The 17,249-nt window shown below is 45.6% G+C and carries 15 protein-coding genes; 9 read left to right on the top strand and 6 right to left on the bottom strand.

Going from position 1 to position 17,249, the window contains the following annotated elements:
* Nucleotides 1–459: 459 nt before the first annotated feature.
* Together QUB25_RS22985 and QUB25_RS22980 are read right to left on the bottom strand one after the other, a co-directional pair.
* Entirely contained in the window at nucleotides 460–2,025 is a 1,566-nt protein-coding gene (locus QUB25_RS22985) for a methyl-accepting chemotaxis protein (RefSeq protein ID WP_333186452.1), read from the bottom strand.
* A 1,460-nt stretch (nucleotides 2,026–3,485) separates the two neighbouring features.
* Complete coding sequence (locus QUB25_RS22980; protein WP_333040721.1) at nucleotides 3,486–3,704, bottom strand: hypothetical protein; 219 nt, start codon at nucleotides 3,702–3,704, stop codon at nucleotides 3,486–3,488.
* Nucleotides 3,705–3,869: 165 nt separating this feature from the next.
* On the opposite strand from QUB25_RS22980, the gene egtC reads away from it, so the two are divergent.
* The 3 genes from egtC (at nucleotide 3,870) to egtD (ending at nucleotide 7,373) form a co-directional block, all read left to right on the top strand.
* Nucleotides 3,870–4,658, top strand: coding sequence for an ergothioneine biosynthesis protein EgtC (egtC, locus tag QUB25_RS22975; protein WP_333186449.1), 789 nt, complete (start codon nucleotides 3,870–3,872; stop codon nucleotides 4,656–4,658).
* Nucleotides 4,630–5,937 carry an ergothioneine biosynthesis protein EgtB gene (locus tag QUB25_RS22970; protein WP_333186446.1) on the top strand — a complete coding sequence of 436 codons (1,308 nt, stop codon included), beginning with the start codon at nucleotides 4,630–4,632 and terminating at the stop codon, nucleotides 5,935–5,937. Before egtC ends, QUB25_RS22970 begins: the two co-directional genes overlap by 29 nt.
* Before the next feature lie 380 nt (nucleotides 5,938–6,317).
* Nucleotides 6,318–7,373, top strand: a complete 1,056-nt coding sequence (egtD, locus tag QUB25_RS22965; protein ID WP_333186443.1) for an L-histidine N(alpha)-methyltransferase — start codon at nucleotides 6,318–6,320, stop codon at nucleotides 7,371–7,373.
* A 288-nt stretch (nucleotides 7,374–7,661) separates the two neighbouring features.
* Here egtD and QUB25_RS22960 read toward each other — a convergent pair whose 3' ends face one another.
* Both QUB25_RS22960 and QUB25_RS22955 read right to left on the bottom strand, forming a co-directional pair.
* A complete protein-coding gene (locus tag QUB25_RS22960; protein WP_333040725.1) occupies nucleotides 7,662–8,273 on the bottom strand; it encodes a hypothetical protein in 612 nt (203 codons plus the stop codon).
* A gap of 408 nt (nucleotides 8,274–8,681) precedes the next feature.
* Nucleotides 8,682–8,993, bottom strand: coding sequence for an RNA-binding protein (locus tag QUB25_RS22955; protein WP_333040726.1), 312 nt, complete (start codon nucleotides 8,991–8,993; stop codon nucleotides 8,682–8,684).
* A 109-nt stretch (nucleotides 8,994–9,102) separates the two neighbouring features.
* Here QUB25_RS22955 and QUB25_RS22950 point away from each other — a divergent pair, with 109 nt between their 5' ends.
* Complete coding sequence (locus tag QUB25_RS22950; protein ID WP_333040727.1) at nucleotides 9,103–9,255, top strand: hypothetical protein; 153 nt, start codon at nucleotides 9,103–9,105, stop codon at nucleotides 9,253–9,255.
* Nucleotides 9,256–10,410: 1,155 nt separating this feature from the next.
* The gene (locus tag QUB25_RS22945; protein ID WP_333186439.1) at nucleotides 10,411–11,220 is read left to right on the top strand and encodes an SDR family NAD(P)-dependent oxidoreductase; all 810 of its coding nucleotides are present in this window, start codon (nucleotides 10,411–10,413) and stop codon (nucleotides 11,218–11,220) included.
* Between the two features lie 111 nt (nucleotides 11,221–11,331).
* On the opposite strand, the gene QUB25_RS22940 is transcribed toward QUB25_RS22945, so the two are convergent.
* The gene (locus QUB25_RS22940) at nucleotides 11,332–11,685 is read right to left on the bottom strand and encodes a hypothetical protein (protein ID WP_333186465.1); all 354 of its coding nucleotides are present in this window, start codon (nucleotides 11,683–11,685) and stop codon (nucleotides 11,332–11,334) included.
* Here QUB25_RS22940 and QUB25_RS22935 point away from each other — a divergent pair.
* The 4 genes from QUB25_RS22935 (at nucleotide 11,566) to QUB25_RS22920 (ending at nucleotide 15,239) form a co-directional block, all read left to right on the top strand.
* Nucleotides 11,566–12,276 carry an MBL fold metallo-hydrolase gene (locus QUB25_RS22935; protein ID WP_333186462.1) on the top strand — a complete coding sequence of 237 codons (711 nt, stop codon included), beginning with the start codon at nucleotides 11,566–11,568 and terminating at the stop codon, nucleotides 12,274–12,276. The genes QUB25_RS22940 and QUB25_RS22935 overlap by 120 nt on opposite strands.
* Nucleotides 12,277–12,426: 150 nt before the next feature.
* Nucleotides 12,427–13,611 carry an L-dopachrome tautomerase-related protein gene (locus tag QUB25_RS22930; RefSeq protein WP_333186436.1) on the top strand — a complete coding sequence of 395 codons (1,185 nt, stop codon included), beginning with the start codon at nucleotides 12,427–12,429 and terminating at the stop codon, nucleotides 13,609–13,611.
* A gap of 311 nt (nucleotides 13,612–13,922) precedes the next feature.
* The gene (locus QUB25_RS22925) at nucleotides 13,923–14,090 is read left to right on the top strand and encodes a hypothetical protein (protein ID WP_333186433.1); all 168 of its coding nucleotides are present in this window, start codon (nucleotides 13,923–13,925) and stop codon (nucleotides 14,088–14,090) included.
* Nucleotides 14,091–14,174: 84 nt separating this feature from the next.
* Nucleotides 14,175–15,239: an aldo/keto reductase gene (locus QUB25_RS22920; protein ID WP_333186430.1), complete on the top strand. Its 1,065-nt coding sequence runs from the start codon at nucleotides 14,175–14,177 to the stop codon at nucleotides 15,237–15,239.
* Between the two features lie 231 nt (nucleotides 15,240–15,470).
* Here QUB25_RS22920 and QUB25_RS22915 read toward each other — a convergent pair whose 3' ends face one another.
* Nucleotides 15,471–17,153 (bottom strand): tetratricopeptide repeat protein, encoded by a 1,683-nt coding sequence (locus tag QUB25_RS22915; RefSeq protein WP_333186427.1) that lies wholly within the window; start codon nucleotides 17,151–17,153, stop codon nucleotides 15,471–15,473.
* Nucleotides 17,154–17,249: the final 96 nt, after the last annotated feature.

Genomic DNA, 17,249 nt, shown 5'->3' with positions numbered 1-17,249 from the left:
GCTTTTAGCTGCTGTTTATCTTCGGGTGTCATTTTCGCCTCATCGTTTTTTTTACGGTTTTACTAGCTTTTTCATTTGAGCTATTTTTTCAGGGATTTGCAAAACTGAGATGCACCCGTGACTAACAAAGTCTAATATATTAGGTTGCTTTGGAGCGCGAGCGTTGATATAGCGGTTCTCAACTTTCGTGAGGTACTTGGCAATTAATTACCAATTCCCCACTTCTTCCATTCTTTAATCTACAATTTAAATCTGTACCTCATTCACTTGAGAATGGCTATACACATCTAGACAGCCCTTTGAGGAAACCTACTTCACCTATCCCCAGCCCTTTCCTAAACGGGGAGATGTCACCTTCAATCCTTGCGCCAAATTTGGACTTGCAAATTGGAAATGAGGATTGGGACAAATTTTCTCTCCATCTCTTTAATCCCCAAGTTAGGATATTACTTTTCTCCATTAAACTAAGGATGTAAGATTTAAAGCAGCTTTGTTAAGTGTTTGAGTGCCAATTCGACTTTGGGTAATACCGCTGGCTGTTTCCGTTGCTCCTTTATTCAGAACATTCATCGCATCTACCACTTGCTCAATAGCGATCGCCTGCTGTTTGGTATTCAGATAAATTTGCTGACTGCTCACAACTACACTGTTAATAGCATTGGCAACATTGTTAAAATTCTCCGCCGTACCTTCAGTCAATTTTAGGCTATTATCTAAAGTTTTCTTGCCCTCATCTGTTACCATCACTGTTTTATTAATGGAATTCTTAATACTGTTTATCAAATCATTAATCTGATCCGACGATTTTTTGCTTTGATCTGCGAGTCGGCGAATTTCCGTCGCCACCACCCCAAACCCCTTTCCTTGTTCTCCGCTGCGTACTGCTTCCACTGTAGCGTTAATTGCCAGCATATTAGTTTGATTAGCCAAATCGCTGACTAAATTGGTAATATTAGCAATCTGATTGGTTTGCTGGCTCAAATTTAAAACTTGATCGGCGATAGCGCCGACTTTTTCCGTCAAACTCAACATTCCCTGCTGGGTTTTATGCACTACTTTACTGCCTTCTGCTGCCAAGTTTAAGACATTACTGGCATTCTCAAGAGCTGACTCGGCTTGCATAGCTGATTGCCTTGATGATGCGCCCAATTCATCCATTGTGGTAGTTGTTTGATTAACAGAAGCAGCTTGTTGTACAGCAATACGTTCCTGTTGCTCAATTGTAGCAGCGATCTCGGTAGAAGAACTGACAATCATATTAATAATACCTTTCAGCGCTTTATCTAAAGGTTTGGCGATCGCTATGCTTAAAGCTATGCCTAAAATAATCGCTATTAGCGGCCCAACTGTCATCCCCAAAAATACAGCTACTTGAGTCTTACTAATATCATTTTCGGCGGTTGTATAAGCGTCGTCGGCTTGCTTTCTGTTGGATGCAGCTACGGCTAAATTTGCTTTTTCTGCCTTGATAAATTCAAGGCGAATTAGCTTAGATTGCTGACTGAGTTTATTCAAAAGGTTACTAGCTGTGTTTGCTCTTGCCATTTCTGGCGAATTCCTTTTACCTTGAGTAATTAGGTTTAGCTGCAAGCTCAAAGGATCCAAAATTCCCAGTTTCTCAAATTCTTGATTAATTCGCAGGAGTTCTTGATCTTCTTGCTTCCACTTCTCCCAATACTTAAGCATTTGTTGATATAGTGCGTTTTCCTCTGCGGTACGTGGAGTGGCTTCGTATGCTTTAAACCCATCTTGAATCTGCTGCCAAGCCTTGTCCATTCTGTTTAAGGCATCTTGCCTTTCTGCTTGACTGAGCGCCGGATTAATTAGCGCTCTCTCGGATGACTCAATTTGGGTTTGTCCCTCGTTAATTTTCCATAATGCTTCAATACTCGGTAAATTATTTTTACCTATAGTATCTATGTGTTGACTGAGATTAGATGTTGAGTTCCATCCTACCCAGGCAACTAAAAATACTAAAAGTCCCATCATCAAAAAAGCACTGATCAGTCTGGTTTGTAAATTCATTTTTCTCAACATACTATTTCTGCTTCCTTCTACTACAGTTATCCTCGCTGCAATCATGAACATATCTTGTATATTATAGCTTTTATTAGCTAGAGGAATTACCTATTAAATTTTTCTATTTTGGCTTTTAGATTTTAAAAGTAGTAATTAATTAATTGATGAGTAAATCCTGAGCCTGAAAGTCGCTATCGATTTTGGGTGACCACGTAGTTACGCTAGGTTTTTGGTTGTCAGGATGCTGAATTCATTTTTATAAACCCCTTTAGTCTACAGGTTAAAAGCTGGCTTTACACAAATTAAGCCTGCCGACGCCAACTATAAAAAGTGGTAGGATTATAATTTAGTTTGGAGTTCAGAGATATAGCCTTTGTGAGGCAGATGAGGTATCATATTGCTGGCTCATTAATAACGGTAAAACATAAAACATAAGATATAAGATAAATGAACTATAACTCGCTCAGGAGTCACACCATCACCAGAAGTGGAGGGGACGCCCCCTCCACTCACAGCACGTTTGTTTGCCAAGCATCGAAAACATCATACATTACTAGCAATGAAAGCTTATTATCTTGATTTTAGACAAAAAATTATCGATGTTGATCATTACGGAAGCAATCTCACAAAAATCCATAGCTAAGTGTTTTTTGGGAGTTATCAGTTTGGTTAAAAAAATCTTTAAACAGGCTCGTGAAACCAAAAATATTGCTTGCTCAACCAGCTAATTTATGCGACCATGCAAAATTAAGGCAGAACAACTGATAATTTTAGCTACGAGTGAAAATAAAAATAATTCAAGTCTTGAATAAATTCATTCTTAACTATATCAATAAAAAGTTCCGTGGCTAAAAATAAAACTAATAAACGTGTAAAAATATTTTCCAGCAACATTATATAACGAGCGATAAAGTTAGAATATAAGTTACTTTAAGAAGTAAAATGATACAATTACATTTGAGGCTTTCATGCTCCGGCAACCTACCAAAACTAGGGAAAAATGCTTTGGTAGTGATGGAAAATAGTCATATAAATAGACAAAATAAGTAAAAAAACTAATCAAAAAAAAGGGCGAAAGTAATATAATTGTCGCCCCCTTCGCCCGATTTATCACCAACCTAAGAATTTATAGTTATAGTTCAAACATAAATATATTTTCAGTTTGATCAACACAACAAATTTATCACTAATCAGGAAAGGCGATCGAGTTTGCATTCCGTCAACTTTCTAAGCAAGATATTTGGAACTGGTTTACAGACTGCTGTTATTGTACTTCATCAATCTGAGAAAGGCTATACGGGAATCGCTTGTGTCTGTGCAGATTTTCTAGCGGGGACTGAGCAATTCAATCTAGCCAAGTGTGCAAATCCCATAAGGGAAAAACGCGGAAAGCCAAACTGTGAAGTTTGGAAGCCCACGCCATAACTGTAATCAGTTTGGCGTTGGGAGGATGTTACTGCTTTTCCTTAGTCGATCGAGATTGACTGAGGCCCCGTGCTTTTACCGTTGGTGGGTTCGGCTGGGGGAGTAGTGTAGGAAGTTGAACCAGCTTGCTCGTCGATCCAGCTTTTAACGGGATCTTCGTGAAGGTTGAGTCGAAGCAGGCCAGATAAAAATCCGCCCGCGAAGGCGATCGGCTGTTCGATCAATTCTTTCGCCATTGGGATGAGTTCGTCGATGAACATTCAAGAGTCTCCTTGTGTTGCAGGGGTTCTACCTTAACTGTATCGTTTGTACTGCGATGCTGGCAGCGGGCTACAAAAAACCTTGTTCCCAGCACTGACGATGGGCGATCGGGCAATTTTTCGGCTATTGACTTACAATGCTAATCACATTGCTGCAAAAATTTTATGTGCCGTTTGCTTGGCTACCTCGGGGAGCCGATTTTACTCGATGCTATTCTGTACAAGCCGGAACATTCCCTAATTGTGCAGAGTTACGATCCCCGCGAAATGACTTCTGGCCTACTCAATGCTGACGGTTTTGGTATTGGTTGGTATCACCCGCGCCTAGATACTGACCCGTTTACTTATAAAAATGTACAGCCAATTTGGAGCGACGTTAACCTTCCGAGTATCAGTCGATACGTTGAATCTGGATGCGCGATCGGATATGTTCGCAGTGCAACTTCAGGACAAGCTGTAGATTTGAGCAACTGTCAGCCGTTTCAGAACGATCGCCTGCTGTTCGTACACAACGGCTTCGTGAAGAATTTTCGGCAAACTCTTTACAGACCAATTCGCGATCGGCTCAGCGATACGCTTTATCAATCAATTAACGGTACTACAGATTCAGAGCATATCTTCGGCTTGTTTGTCAATGAATTGACAGCAGCCAATCTAACTCTAGAAGCTGCTTTGCAAAACTCGCTGAAAATTTTGGCAGAGCTAGCAAACTTTCACCAAGTAGAATTTTCAGCTAATATCATTATCAGCGACGGACACCAGCTCGTTGCCTCTCGCTTTGCTTCCCAAAAAACCCCTCCTTCCCTCTATTGGCTGCGGGACGATTTAAATTTCCCGGATTCTGTCATCATTGCTTCTGAACCTTTATTTGCAGGCAATTGGCACTCGTGCCCAGTCCAGAGCATTATCAGTACCGGAGTAGAGCGTGATATCGAAATCTATCCAATCTTGTAGAGAGGCAATTTATCGCGATTTGCAGCAGTGTCGCCGCGGCACTTTCAAGCTATTTACAGACATCGACTACGATACTTTTTGCCGCCAAGCTCATCCTGATTTCAGTCCAGTTGGCTGGCACTTAGGTCACATTGCTTATACTGAGGATTTGTGGCTGTTGCAACGATGTGCTGGCTTGGAACCTGTCTTTCCTCAGTATCACCAACTGTTTGCTGCTGATATTTTGCCGAAAAAGCAACGGGTTTTTCTGCCGACGTTACCTGAAGTTGAATTATATCTGGACGCGGTGAGAAAAAAGGTGTTAGATTATTTGGAAGTAGCGCCGATCGACGAGCAAGAACGTCTCTGGCGGTTTATTATTCAGCACGAAAGCCAGCACTGCGAAACTGTTGCTTTCGTGTTGCAAATGCACAGGAAGAAGGAAGAAGGAAGTTCGGCAACGGATTTGGTAACGGATTTAACGGATTTCCGGGACGTAACGGATAGAAGGAATAAGAAAGAGGGAAGATTAATTGCCGATTACCAATTACAAATTACCGATTCCCCGACGATTGAAATTCCGGCCGGGGAATTTTACATGGGGAGCGATGCTGCTGAGGCTTTGGATAACGAGCGATCGCGCCACCTATGTTATTTAGAAGCATACTCGATCGATCGCTATCCCGTCACCTGCCGTCAATACCGAGATTTCATGGAATTCGGCGGCTATCAAAACCCTGATTGGTGGTCAGCGGACGGCTGGAAATGGCTGCAAGGCGAAGCCGTCTTTCAACCGCTTTACTGGTCAGAAAATCCAGCTTTCAACAACCATCCAGTCTGCGGCGTGACTTGGTACGAAGCCGAAGCTTACTGCAACTTTGTTGGCAAGCGTTTGCCATCGGAAGCAGAATGGGAAAAAGCTGCGAGTTGGGATGCCACAAATCAAACATATCGCATCTATCCTTGGGGAGAAGAACCCCCAAACGGCAGCCTGTGCAATCACGGCAATAATATTGCCAATACCTCGCCCGTTGATGCCTTTCCCAAAGGAGCAAGTGCGATGGGCTGCTATGATATGTTGGGGAATGTTTGGGAGTGGACTGCTTCAACTTTTGACGCCTATCCGGGATTTGAAAGTTATCCTTACAGGGGCTATTCTCAAGTTTATTTTGATGGAGAACACCGGGTTTTGAAAGGGGGGAGTTGGGCGACTTTTCCGCAGGCACTGCGATCGACCTTTCGGAATTGGTACTATCCGGGCGTGCGGCAAATTATTGCTGGTTTTCGCTGCGCTACGTAGTTGGCTAGGTAATTATAATTACCATCAAGTTTGTTCATAGTGAGGAATTTATTCATCGGACTTTGGCGATGAACAAATTCCTTAATACTTGCCTTACAAAGCTTATTTTACGAACCTCAGATAACTGGCTGGAGAGGGAATTGGGGAAAAAAAATGTTTGCGAAATGCCCAACTTTTTTCCATGTAACAAACTCAAATAAAACAAGTTTGGTTAAGTATTCAATAATTTTTGTGGAGAAATTTTAAGTTTTAATTGTGGATGCGATCGCCATCCGGTGAGAAAATACAGAATCCAGAGCCGCATGAAAAATCTGACTTGAGCGCGATATTTGGCAACGCGGCTGCGTGCTATACCGATATGTGCATCTAAAAATTACTTTATGAAATCCCCAAGACTCTCCGATACGACAAACTCAGCCTTAACGAAGGAAAACCGCCTGCACTTAGAGCGCCTGGTGAGCGCTGCGGCACTGACACCTGCAGAAATCAATGCTGGCAGCGATGCAGTTAGCGGGTTGACTCAAACCCCCAAATCCCTGCCTCCAAAGTATTTCTACGACGATCGCGGCTCGAATCTGTTTGAGTTGATTTGCCAGTTGCCGGAATACTACTTGACGCGCACTGAGACGGCAATTTTGCAGGGGTGCGCGGGGGCGATCGCCAATTTAACTGGCCCCTGCGAAATCGTCGAACTCGGCAGCGGCAGTTCCACCAAAACTCGGATTCTCCTTGATGCTTACAGTCAACTGGAATATCCCCTGCACTATTTGCCGATCGACATCAGTCCTACTATCCTAGAAAGCAGCGCTTGTCAACTCTTGGCAGATTATCCGTCGCTCCAGATTCACGGACTTGTCAGCACTTACGAATTAGCCTTAGCTAAAATTGCACCGTCGCCGTTGCCAACCCGAATGATTTGCTTTCTCGGCAGTACCCTCGGCAATCTCAACGCTCAAGAATGCGATTTATTCTTCTCGCAAATTGTCGGTGCATTGCAGCCGGGAGAGTATTTTTTGCTGGGAATTGATTTGGACAAATCGAAGGATATTTTAGAGCCTGCCTACGATGACAGTCAAGGAGTAACGGCAGCATTTAACTTAAATATGCTGCGGCATTTAAATCGAAAATATGAGGGAAATTTTGATTTAGCGCAGTTCGAGCATTGGGCTTTTTACAATCAAGAGGAATGTCAAATTGAAATGCACTTAAAAAGTAAAAAAGTACAAACAGTGCAGTTGCGTTCTCTCAATTTAACAATTGAATTTGCAGCGGGAGAAACTATCCGCAGCGAAATATCGCGCAAGTTTAATCTCAATACTGTAAAAAAAGAACTTTCGCAGCGTGGTTTAATGCCAGTGCAGGTTTGGACAGATCCAAATCAGTGGTTTGGCTTGATGCTTTGTCAGATGTCAGTTGTTAATGCCGCCTGGGAATGAATTCCCAGGCTAATAGCTAAAGTCCTCGCTATGAGGACTAAGGAGTTTAACAGGAATTACGCACTCTAGATGGTGTTGCAAGGCTTTGAGATTCTTCAGTTCCTTCGCAATGCTCAGGACTCAGAAGGACTTAGTTACGTTGTTAATGCGTAAGTCCTATCTCAGTCCTCATAGCGAGGACTTTAGCTTTGAGGCAGGGAATTCATTCCCTGCCGGATTGTGGGTTTAACGTTTAACAAGTCAAATCAGGAATAAAGTCCTGACTACAAACAAATTACTAATTACCAATTAACAAATCGGCCGCTGTCCGGGTTTTACGGCGTGAATGTACTCGCTGCCCGAGGTCGGCCATCCCCGCTTATAATAAGCTTCCTCCGGCTTCCCCCAGCCCAACTGCAACAAAATTTCTAGAAAATCCAACTTTTCCCACTTCGAGAGACTGGCCCATTCTGTGCGCTGGGCTATAGCCTCTACATCAACCGGCTCGATCGATCGAAAATCCTTCCCGCTGTTAATGCTTAAATACAAATCCATCCCGGCAGTTACCTGCTGCCAGAATTCCAACATAGAAATCTTAGCTGCCTTCAGCGTGATCAAATCAACCGGTAGAGCTATTAATTCGTCATCCACTGCCGGATAGCGTAGAGTATTGCCTTTAACCGCGATTTCCCGCCAGACAATCCCAGAAACTTGATGTTCCCGCTGGTATTCGTGCACGGCAGCCTTAAAATTTTGATAAGCAGTGAACTTCTGAACTCCCTCAGATTTGAGAAAGCGGTCAATCACGGGGTTGCCTGTAGCAGGAGTTTCAGTCAAATTGAGACGCCGCCCATGCAAGCAGGCTTGGCGCTCTTCTTCGAGGATTTTAATGAGTTCCGCCGTGCTGTAGACCTTGGACATCTTTATTGAGGCAAAATCAAGATATTGGCTGATATTCGGCTGGTTTTCTCGACTAATCTTCGGTAAAGATAGTTTGGCTGTTCTTGGCAATATTCAGTTTTGCCGTTATTCTAACTTTTCTTGCTGCTTAATTCTAGTTTGATAGTTTACAGGAGTCGAGCCGCGAAATCCCGACAGCCTCTTAAAAAAGCAGTTAAGAGGGTACTGAATTACGAACGAGACTGGGAACTGCACCGCCGACGTACCTCGCGGGATTTTTCGCCAAAAACAAAGCCCCCTCGAAGGAGGGGGCAAAACTGATTTAGAGGTTTGGGAGTTTTATGTGATGGGTCGATCGAACCACCAGAAAAAGAAGCAGCATTCGCACCTGCCGTCAACTACCACAACTCAAATTTTCAGTCTCAAAGTTTAGTAGCGTCCGCGTGAAGAGCGATCTTTGTCGCCCCAGCCGCCGCCACCCGATGAGCGTTTGTTGTCTTCGCGAGGTTTGGCTTTGTTGACTTTCAAGTCGCGGCCCATCCATTCAGCACCGTCTAGAGCTGCGATGGCTGCTGCTTCTTCTGCCTCGCTTGCCATTTCCACAAAAGCAAAACCCCGCATCCTGCCTGTTTCCCGGTCCACTGGCACTTGGACGCGGCTTACAGTACCGTACTCGGCAAATACTTCGTTGAGGTCGTCTGATGTTACCTCATATGAAAGATTACCCACGTAAATCGACATAAAATCTCCAGAATCATTAGGGTGCAGAGACTTAGATTCGGAGAGACGCTTGTAAATAAACACCAACAAACTACGCAACCGAATTTAATTCTTGGAAAACCACTATAACATGAAGCCACCAGAATCAGCAATTGGCTGTCATAATTTTCAATTTTCTGTGCCGTCGGGCAATCGCCAACAGAAAGTATTCGTGATAACTGACATCTTACACTCTTGGCATCCTCCACTTGGTTTCTTGCTGCGCGATCGACCTGATATCTGAGATTTTTCATCGCTGTTACCAGGTTGATTGGGTCTGATTGAGAACAGTGCCTGAGATTCAGTTATAACTGACATCAGGCACTGTTCTCCTTGGGCAAGCCTCCTGCCCGTTCCACCAGAGATAAATGTTTTTAGCCCAGGATTAATCTTCGGAGTCAATCTCCCATCTCCCATCTCCCGTCTCTTATCGCATCCGATTTAGCGCCAGAGAATGGCGGTTCCCAAATAATTATCAAAAGAGTTATTAGCCATATCTACGCGCATTTTATACATATAGACATCAAATTTCACCCGATATAGAGGGACTTTGCCAGAATTGCCCTCTTGAATTGTGGCTATTCCTCCATAAGCAGAAAAATCAGTTGTAATTTTTATTCAAAATAGATTCACTTTGAGCTTATGAAAAATCTCATTGGCGACTCTCAATACATTGTAAAAATGTAAAAAATGATTGCACTTACCCGGTAAAAAAAATTAAGTGTTGATATTAGGGAACAGAATTGCTCACGGCTTCAAAACAAAACTGACTTTTAAAGAAACAAGAGAGGTGATTATCTGGTCTTTATCAGACAAACTATATCTATCTTCTGTATTTGTGAGCTACTTAATTTTGTGCCGTCGCTAGTTTTTCAACGAGCTGCTAATCTTTGAGCGGTTCCTCTGCCAAATTTATATTCTAATTATTGGTGAGGTGGTGATATTATTTAACCACCCTTAAATAAATATTAATGTGTTCATCTTTTAGAATTGCTAAATTCTATGAATTTTTCTAAAGGAACAAAGAGAAAAAAATTAAACAAAAAACACAAAAAATCAGCGGGTCTAGCTATATCGTTGCATCATTCAGTAATGATGTAATCATTATTTTTAATATAAGGTTTCCCTTTTATTCGTTTTTTAACGCTTTCTGTAGTTTCTCTATTGGCTCTTTCTCTGAGATGATTCTCTGCTGTCATTTTCACACTAATTACATAAAGTTTGTTTTCGATTATCCCGTATTTCAATGCCTAACAGCTTATGTCCTGGGAAAGATGCGATCGCACTCCTACCTCCCTAGCATTGTAAAAGTTGAAAGCCCACAGTTCACAAAGATTGTCTGGTACAGAGAGAAGCAAGCCTAGACAAACGAGCGTGAAGCAGTTACAGAGGATTTTAAATGGTTATAAACAGTTCATTGACCCGGCCCTTGGCTGTCGTGACGGGTGCCTCTAACGGTATCGGTTACGAACTCGCCAAACAGTTCGCTCAAAACGGGTTCGATCTCCTAGTCACCGCCACCGGAGCGAGCATCAATGAAGCGGCTCAAGCCTTTGAGGGGCTCGGTGCCAAAGTCGAGACATTGCAGGCAGACCTCGCTACCTACGACGGTGTTGAGACGCTCTACAACCAGATAAAAGCGACTAATCGGCCAGTGGATGCGATCGCAATTAATGCCGGTGTCGGCGTCGGGGGCGACTTTGCCCGCGAGACAGACTTGAAGGACGAACTAAATCTGATTAACCTCAACGTTGTCTCGTCTGTGCATTTGGCTAAACGGGTAGTTAAGGATATGGTCGATCGCGGCCAAGGACGGATTCTATTCACTTCCTCCATTGCCGCCCTAATGCCGGGGCCATTCGAGGCAGTCTACGCGGCATCTAAAGCATTTATACACTCCTTCTCTGAAGGGCTGCGTAACGAGTTAAAGGACACAGGCGTCACCGTTACCGCGCTGATGCCAGGGCCGACGGATACCAACTTCTTCCATCGCGCGGGAATGGACGACACGAAGGCGGGCGCAGACAAGAAAGACGACGCGGCCGAAGTTGCCAAGCAGGGCTTCGAGGCGCTGATGGCGGGTAAGGACGACATTATCGCGGGTTCACTCAAGACAAAGATTCTCGCCAGCGCGAGCAAGGTTTTGCCTGATACCGTCAATGCCGAAATGCACCGCCAGCTTACTGAACCGGGTTCTGCTAACAAATAATTCGCGCCCGTCTTACTATTCTTATGTGCCGATTTAAAGAAAGTAAACATCGCAGATAATGGCAAGATTGCAGCCGATAAAAGCGTGTTTACTTCTCCCAGTAGTGAGGATTTAGCGAAGTTTTCTCAGGCGTTCATCGATGCCATTATGCAGCATCGGCCTTGGATGGGGACTGAGGAATAAAGGGTTATCGCCTAAGTAATTTAGTACAGCACATTTATGCAAATTCATCATCTCAATTGTGGCTGTATGTGTCCCATTGGAGGGGCGCTTTTCGATGGGTTCAGTCGGGGTTTGACGGCTAACCTCGTCTGCCACTGTCTGCTCGTTGAAACGAATCAGGGACTGGTTCTGATCGATACCGGCTTCGGGCTGCGGGATATCCAGTCCCCTTACTCCCGGCTCAGCCCGTTTTTCGTCCACTTTAATAACATCCAGTTCGATCGCAAGTACACGGCCATCCATCAAATTGAACAGCTCGGATTTTCACCAAGCGATGTGCGCCATATTGTGCTAACCCACCTCGATTTCGATCATGCCGGTGGTCTAGAGGATTTCCCTGAAGCCACGGTACACGTCATGCAGGCTGAAATCGATGCCACACAGGATCGGCACGGTTTCATCACAAAAAGGCGCTATCGTCCGGGGCAGTGGGATGAAGTCAAACGGTGGAAATACTATTCGGCGGGTGGCGAACCTTGGTTCGGTTTTGAAGCAGTCCGCGACCTCGACGGGTTGCCACCGGAAATTTTGCTAATCCCCTTGGTGGGGCACACGCGCGGTCATGCAGGCATTGCCATTGATACACCAGATGGCTGGCTCCTGCACGCAGGCGATGCCTATTTCTACCGACACGAGATGGATGCCGCTAACCGACGCTGCACGCCCGGTCTGCGCGCCTACCAATGGATGATGGAGGTCGATCGCAAGGCTAGGTTGCTCAATCAAGGTCGGCTGCACGCATTATCGGTGCAGCATAGTAAAGATGTGCGCGTGTTTTGCAGTCACGATGCTATTGAGTTAAAAGCCTTCGCTGGCGGGTCTAGGAACTCTTAAAACTAGAAATTTCATCATTTTTTTGGTAACAGATTCTGATTTTTCGATCATCGACGATCGGCGTGTCCGAGGCTTTTTTGTCCGCGACACTCGTCCGATCTTCTTCTACAAAATCTCATGCCAATGGCATCAGTATAAAGAAGGTATTCTATGAAGATCCTTAAAATCCTACTATTTCTTGCAACCGTCGGTTTTCTCGGCTCTGCTGTTTATGCCCAGTCTCAACCCGCCCAGATCGATCGAACAACGCTGCCCAAAGAGCAAACGGTTGGCGATATTGAACCCGTTGCGGTCTTCAACGGTCCGATGCCTACAGGCGTTACTGTTTCCCAAAGCGGACGCATCTTCGTGAACTTTCCTAAATGGGGCGATCGCGTAGAGTACACTGTTGCTGAAGTCAGAAATGGTCAGACTGTGGCGTATCCTAATCCTGAAATTAATCGCCCGAACCCAAGCGACCCATCAAAGTCCCTGATTTCGGTTCAAAGTGTGGTGGTTGACCCGCGCGATCGCTTGTGGATTTTAGATACTGCCAGCATCAACTTTGGCCCACCACAGCCCGGTGGAGCAAAATTGGTCGGAGTGGATCTGAAGCAAAACCAGATTTTTAAAACCATTGTCTTTCCCCCAAATGTGGCATTGCCAACAACTTACCTGAACGATGTTCGCTTTGATTTGCGGCGAGGTAAGGCTGGAATGGCCTTCATTACCGACTCGTCCGACAAGGGACCAAATGGAATTATTGTGGTTGACTTGGACTCCGGCAGAAGTTGGCGGCGGTTGAACGATCATCCTTCCACGAAAGCTGTCCCCAATTTTCTACCCAGTGTGGAAGGGATGCCCATTATGAATCGAGAACCGGGTCAACCGCCCAGTCAGATCAAAATTGGTTCCGACGGGATTGCAATTAGTGCGGATGGAGAGCGACTATTCTACACTCCACTTGCATCACGACGACTCTACAGCGTGGCGGTCGATGCCTTAGTAAACGAGCCGATGTCCGATCGAGAAGTTGCCAGCACAGTGGTAGACCACGGCGAGAAGGGAGGAGCTTCCGATGGCTTGGAGTCGGATGCTCAAAACCGCATTTATCTGACAAACTACGAGCAGAATGCTATTCAGCGTCGTCTGCCGGACGGCTCGATCGAACGGCTGGTGCATGACCCGCGAGTGCTTTGGCCCGACACGCTTTCCGTCGCCTCGAATGGTTACCTTTATTTCACGGCAAATCAACTCCACCGCCAAGCTAGGTATCACAACGGTCAGGATTTGCGGCAGAAACCCTACAGCCTGTTTCGAGTTCGGATTAATGCCCAACCTGTAGGACTGCGGTGAACTACCGCGTTCACCGTCACAAAAGGCAGTCAAGCGTTTGCATTCCGGGCGATCGCGCGATCGTCTCTTCTACGATCGGTGGCGGTCAATTCTAGAAAAGTAGTCTCAAACACACAAAGCGCACTCGTTCGTTGGAAAGACCCGATCGCACGCTTCATCATTATTATTTATTGGAGAAGTTTATGAATCAGAAAATATCCTTTGGAGCCAATATCTCAAAAGTTAGGCTGACGGGAGTAATCCTTACGCTTCACCGTTGCGAGCCGAAAACCTACGTGGTCTGCCCCCTGCGACGGTAATTGCGGCAGACATTGACCCGTTGCGGGGTGAAGGACAATCGGCTGCGCGAAGCGGGTTCTGCTTTCAAGGCAACCAATTATACCTACGTAACTCATGAGTTCTTTGGCATGGGAGCCGTGGTGGATAAGGCAAAGCAGGCAGTTGGCGAAGCAGCAGCCGGATTGCGATCGGGATTTTGAGAGACGCGCAAGTAGCTGTCGCGGTTAGGGCGTCAAGAGTAGGGATTTAGTATAGGTCTTAGTAGTTTTTTGAAGGAGACATTTATGAATATCAGCAGACGCAAGTTGTTAAAAGTAACTTCTGCTTCAGGTTTGGTTGCAGCAGGGCTGGCTGCTTCAGAAGGGTTGTTGAAACCCGTGTTAGCTCAAGATGAACTCACTCAAGTAGAGGTTAAAAATGAAGTAGCCCAAGCTCAAACCCAAAGCGGCGAGATGAGTTACAGGACGCTGGGACGCACAGGAGAGCGAGTGTCTGCAATTGGCTTGGGGGGACACCATATCGGACGCATTCGAGAGGAGCAAGAAAGTATCAAGCTGATCCGCAGTGCGATCGACCGCGGCATTAATTTCATGGACAATTCTTGGGATTATCACAACGGACGCAGCCACCGCTGGATGGGTGCAGCGCTCAAGGATGGCTACCGGCAAAAGGTGTTTCTGATGACCAAGATTGACGGCCGCACCAAGGGCGCTGCGATGATGCAGATTGATGAGTCGCTGAAGGCGTTGCAGACCGATCGCATTGACCTAATGCAGCATCACGAAATTATTCGGATGGAAGACCCCGATCGCATTTTTGCTCCCGGCGGGGCTATGGAGGCGGTAGTAGAAGCGCAGAAGGCGGGCAAGATTCGCTACATCGGCTTTACAGGACACAAAGACCCTTTGGTTCACCTGCGAGTGATGGAAATTGCCGCTCAAAACAATTTCCGTTTTGACGCGGTACAGATGCCGCTGAACGTGATGGACGCTCATTTCAGAAGTTTTGAGCAACAAGTTCTGCCAGTGCTGGTGAAGAACCAAATAGGTGTATTGGGGATGAAATCTATGGGCGACCCCTACGTGCTTAGAAGTAATACAGTAAGCCCGATCGAATGCCTCCACTATGCGATGAATCTGCCTACTTCTGTTGTGATTACTGGCATTGATAGTATGCAACTCCTCGATCAAGCGTTTGAGGCCGCTCGCACGTTTAAGCCGATGGATCGAGTACAAGTTGCAGCAATGCTGAATCGCACTCGCGAGGCAGCGGCAAAAGGGCAATACGAACTGTATAAAACTACCAACCAATTTGATAGTACCGCCATGAACCCATCGTGGCTAGGGTAAGCGCTTTTGTATTATTCCTAAGCAAATCTAGGATGAGGTCGAAATGATTTATTTAGATAACCCACAAAGGCTAGAGGAGAGGTTGTCTCCGGCTCTTTTGGATTGTTTCCAGGGAGCATAGAGAAGAGGGAAGTTTTTTAGTTTTAACTTAAATAGTTCAAGCTTTACCCCAGCGCAGTATTACGAGGAACAAAGCAATTTCAAAAATTAAAGCTATTTGTCAATTTCCCCTTACCACTTTCCGGACATCGCGCCTTTGAGTCTCAATTCTTCTCGACTGACTAGAGCTTCGTAGTAATCGGGTTTGATTTCGAGGGCGACTCCGTAAGAGCTAATGGCATCTTGAGTTCGCTGCAATTTTTGCAAAACGTCGCCCCGCTGCGCCCAAGCTTCCCAGTTGTCGGGCTTGAGTTGAATCACTTGGTCAAAAGCGACGAGTGCTTGGGAATAATTCTGCATTTCCCCTAGGACCAGACCTCGCTGTACCCAGCCTTGATAGTTATCCGGCCAGACAGTAATTGCTCGATCGTATGATGCTAGAGCTTGTTCGTACTGCTGCAATTTTGACAAAGCGTTGCCGCGTTGCAACCAAGCTTCAAAATTGTCTGGCACGATTTTTAGTACGCGGTTGTAAGCTGCGACGGCTTCTTCGTAACGCTGCAATTTTTCCAGCGCTGCGCCTTGCTGCAGCCCTACTTTTGATGTAATTTCTGCTTCTGAAGTCAGAGAGATTACTTTATCAAAACAGGCGATCGCTTCTTCGTATTGCTGTAATTTTTCCAGAGCTTCGCCTCGCAAGTTCCAAGCTTCTAGAAAATTACCTTCAATTTGTAGGGCATTGCTGTAAGCGATAATTGCCTCTTTGTAGCGTTCCAATCCTGCTAGGGCGATGCCTCTACCCAGCCAAGCTTCGGGAAAATTCGGATTAATTTGAACGGCTTGGTCAAAAGCAGCGATCGCCCCTTCAAAATCTCTCGATTCTGACAGTGTTTGACCGCGCCCGATCCATGCTTCGGGATAAAAAGAATTAATTTGAATTGCCCGATCGAAACAAGCAATTGCCGCGTCTGCCCACTGGTGTTTGAGGGCCATTCCTTTATAAAACCAAGCTTCGCAGTCGTTGGGCTGCATTTGCAGTACGCGATCGTAAGCTGTCACGGCTTCTGCATATTTGTGCAATTTTGCTGAAGCAATGCCCCGATTGAACCAAGCCAGACTATTTTGTGGTTGCAGTTGAATGGCGCGATCGTAAGAAGTTACAGCTTCAGCGTAGCGTTCCGCTTTCATCAAAGCCAAACCTCGGTTCAGCCAAGCTTCCCAATTTGTTGGGACGAGTTTCAGCGCGCGCTCGAAAGCGGCCACGGCTTCAGGGTAGCGCTCCGCTTGAACCAACACGTTGCCTTGCCGGTACCACATGCCGGGCAAATTCGGATGAAGTTGGGTTGCTTTTTTGTAACAGCTTGCGGCTGCATCCCACTGCTGCAATTCCTCTAAAACTCGGCCTCGCTGATACCAAGCTTCGTGCTTTTCTGAATTGATTTGAATTGCGGTGTCGAAAGCCGCGATCGCTTCTGAGTGATTTTGCAAACTTAACAGCCCTGTCCCGCGCAGCATCCAAGCCCAGTATTCTTCGGGATTAATTGCTGTAGCTCGATCGGCGCAGGCTACGGTTTCTGCGTAGGAATGCAGTTGCTTGTAAGCTTTGCCCAGATTCAGCCACGCCCGGGCCCAGTCCGGCTTAATTTGAACCGCTTTTCCGTAGCAAAGAACTGCCGCTTCGTACCTTCCTGCGGCGTACAATCTATTGCCCCGATCGTAGTCTGGAAATGCTGCAAAAATTCTTAAAATCGGCGGCAGCAGAGCTGGTTGGGGGTTTGAGGAGTTTTCTGTAGCCGAAGTCGAGAGGTCTGGCATACGCCTTTCACATAAAAATTTAGTGGGATAACAAGCTTGCGGTCTTATATATTAACTTATGCTTTTCTTAATATCGCTGCTGTTTGGAAACAAATT

This window comes from Microcoleus sp. B3-D7, from assembly GCF_036705305.1.
Classification (GTDB): domain Bacteria; phylum Cyanobacteriota; class Cyanobacteriia; order Cyanobacteriales; family Microcoleaceae; genus Microcoleus.
This window is presented reverse-complemented; position numbering and strand designations above follow the sequence as displayed.

Coding starts and splice junctions, on each gene's coding strand:
- QUB25_RS22985 (WP_333186452.1), bottom strand. CDS start 2,025: ATGAATTTACAAACCAGACTGATCAGTGCTTTTTTGATGATGGGACTT.
- QUB25_RS22980 (WP_333040721.1), bottom strand. CDS start 3,704: ATGTTCATCGACGAACTCATCCCAATGGCGAAAGAATTGATCGAACAG.
- egtC (WP_333186449.1), top strand. CDS start 3,870: ATGTGCCGTTTGCTTGGCTACCTCGGGGAGCCGATTTTACTCGATGCT.
- egtD (WP_333186443.1), top strand. CDS start 6,318: ATGAAATCCCCAAGACTCTCCGATACGACAAACTCAGCCTTAACGAAG.
- QUB25_RS22960 (WP_333040725.1), bottom strand. CDS start 8,273: ATGTCCAAGGTCTACAGCACGGCGGAACTCATTAAAATCCTCGAAGAA.
- QUB25_RS22955 (WP_333040726.1), bottom strand. CDS start 8,993: ATGTCGATTTACGTGGGTAATCTTTCATATGAGGTAACATCAGACGAC.
- QUB25_RS22950 (WP_333040727.1), top strand. CDS start 9,103: ATGAAGCCACCAGAATCAGCAATTGGCTGTCATAATTTTCAATTTTCT.
- QUB25_RS22945 (WP_333186439.1), top strand. CDS start 10,411: ATGGTTATAAACAGTTCATTGACCCGGCCCTTGGCTGTCGTGACGGGT.
- QUB25_RS22940 (WP_333186465.1), bottom strand. CDS start 11,685: ATGGATGGCCGTGTACTTGCGATCGAACTGGATGTTATTAAAGTGGAC.
- QUB25_RS22930 (WP_333186436.1), top strand. CDS start 12,427: ATGAAGATCCTTAAAATCCTACTATTTCTTGCAACCGTCGGTTTTCTC.
- QUB25_RS22920 (WP_333186430.1), top strand. CDS start 14,175: ATGAATATCAGCAGACGCAAGTTGTTAAAAGTAACTTCTGCTTCAGGT.
- QUB25_RS22915 (WP_333186427.1), bottom strand. CDS start 17,153: ATGCCAGACCTCTCGACTTCGGCTACAGAAAACTCCTCAAACCCCCAA.